Source organism: Tahibacter caeni (assembly GCF_024609805.1).
Classification (GTDB): Bacteria; Pseudomonadota; Gammaproteobacteria; order Xanthomonadales; family Rhodanobacteraceae; genus Tahibacter; species Tahibacter caeni.
Genome location: NZ_JANFVR010000614.1, coordinates 1 through 1,435, shown reverse-complemented (window position 1 = coordinate 1,435; position 1,435 = coordinate 1). Strand labels below are relative to the sequence as shown.

The following is a 1,435-nucleotide window of genomic DNA, read 5'->3' as shown; positions in this document are numbered from 1 at the left end:
TTCCGATCTTCCGCCGTCCACGCTGCCCGCCGCTGCCGGCTGGGGGTTGTTCCTCGATCTCGACGGCACGCTCTGCGGCTATCGCGACGATCCCGCCGACGTGGCGCTGACGCCGCGGCTGCGCGCGCTGCTCGCCCGGCTCGCGGCGCGGCTCGACGGCGCGGTCTGCATACTCAGCGGACGCAGCGCCGCCGATCTGCAGCGGCTGCTGGACGGACTGCCGCTGCCGCAGGTCGCCGAGCACGGCGGTGCCGGCATCGCCGAACTCGACGCGGGTTATCGCGTCCAGCTCGACGCGGTCGAAGCGGCGCTGCGCGAAATCGCCGCGGCGAATCCGGGTACCTGGGTCGAGCGCAAGCCGAGCTCGTGCGTATTGCACTATCGCGCGGCCGCTGGTCGTGCAGAATGCCTCAGAACTGCGGTAATGCCGCTGCTCCCGGCGCATCCGGCGCTGCGCCTGCTGCAGGGCGTGTTCGTCTATGAATTCGCCGCGCGCGGCCGCGACAAGGGCACGGCACTGACCGCGCAGATGCAGCGCGCGCCGTTCGCCGGACGCGTGCCGGTCGCCGTCGGCGACGACGTCACCGACGAAGACGCGTTCGCCGCTGCCGCCGCGCTGCAGGGCTTCGGCGTCGCCGTGGGGCCGCGCGTGTCGGCGTCGGCGCGCTTCGGGCTCGCCGATGCGGACGCCGTCGAGGAGTGGATCGCCGGGCTGGTCGGAGATGGCCATGCGTCGCGCTAGCGCAGTCCGGCAAGGCGCCGGCGCGGCGGTGCGCGCATGAGCCGCGGCTTCGCTTCCGCCGCGCCGCAGCCCGAGCCGCGCCGTGATCCGGTCGCCGAGCCGCAGCCGAATCTGCTGCGCGTGCTGACGATCAACACGCACAAGGGACTGGCGCCGTGGAACCGGCGCTTCATGCTCGGCGAGCTGCGCGACGCCGTACGCACGACCGGCGCCGATCTCGTCTTCCTGCAGGAAGTTCCGGGCGAGGAGCGGCGCGAAGCGCGCCGCGGCCGGCTCGATACGCCGCATTACGAGTTCCTCGCCGACCAGCTCTGGCCGCAGTACGCCTACGGCCGCAACGCCGTGCACGCGCACGGGCACCACGGCAATGCGCTGCTGTCGCGCTTCACGATCGCGAGCTGGCGCAATCACGACATCTCGGTGGCCGGCGCCGAGCCGCGCGGACTGCTGCATTGCGTGCTCGACGTGCCGGCCTTCGGCGCACTGCACGCGATCTGCGTGCACCTGGGCCTGCGCGAGGAGCAGCGCCAGCGCGAGCTCGGCCTGCTCACGGCGCTGATCCGCGACGAAGTCGGCGCCGGCGCCGCGCTCGTCGTCGCCGGCGATTTCAACGACTGGCGCGGCCGCGCCGACGCGCTGCTGCGCGACGGCTGCGGCCTGCAGTCGGCGTTCGCGCGTGCCGGCGGCTTGCGG

General features: G+C 73.4%; 2 protein-coding genes. Both read left to right on the top strand.

Annotated elements, in window-relative coordinates; all coding sequences use genetic code 11:
• The coding region (gene otsB / locus NON22_RS24290; RefSeq protein WP_257389558.1) for a trehalose-phosphatase at window positions 1-742 on the top strand (742 nt) is incomplete at its 5' end.
• Between the two features lie 36 nt (window positions 743-778).
• On the top strand, window positions 779-1,435 hold a 657-nt coding region (locus NON22_RS24285; protein WP_257389557.1), incomplete at its 3' end, for an endonuclease/exonuclease/phosphatase family protein.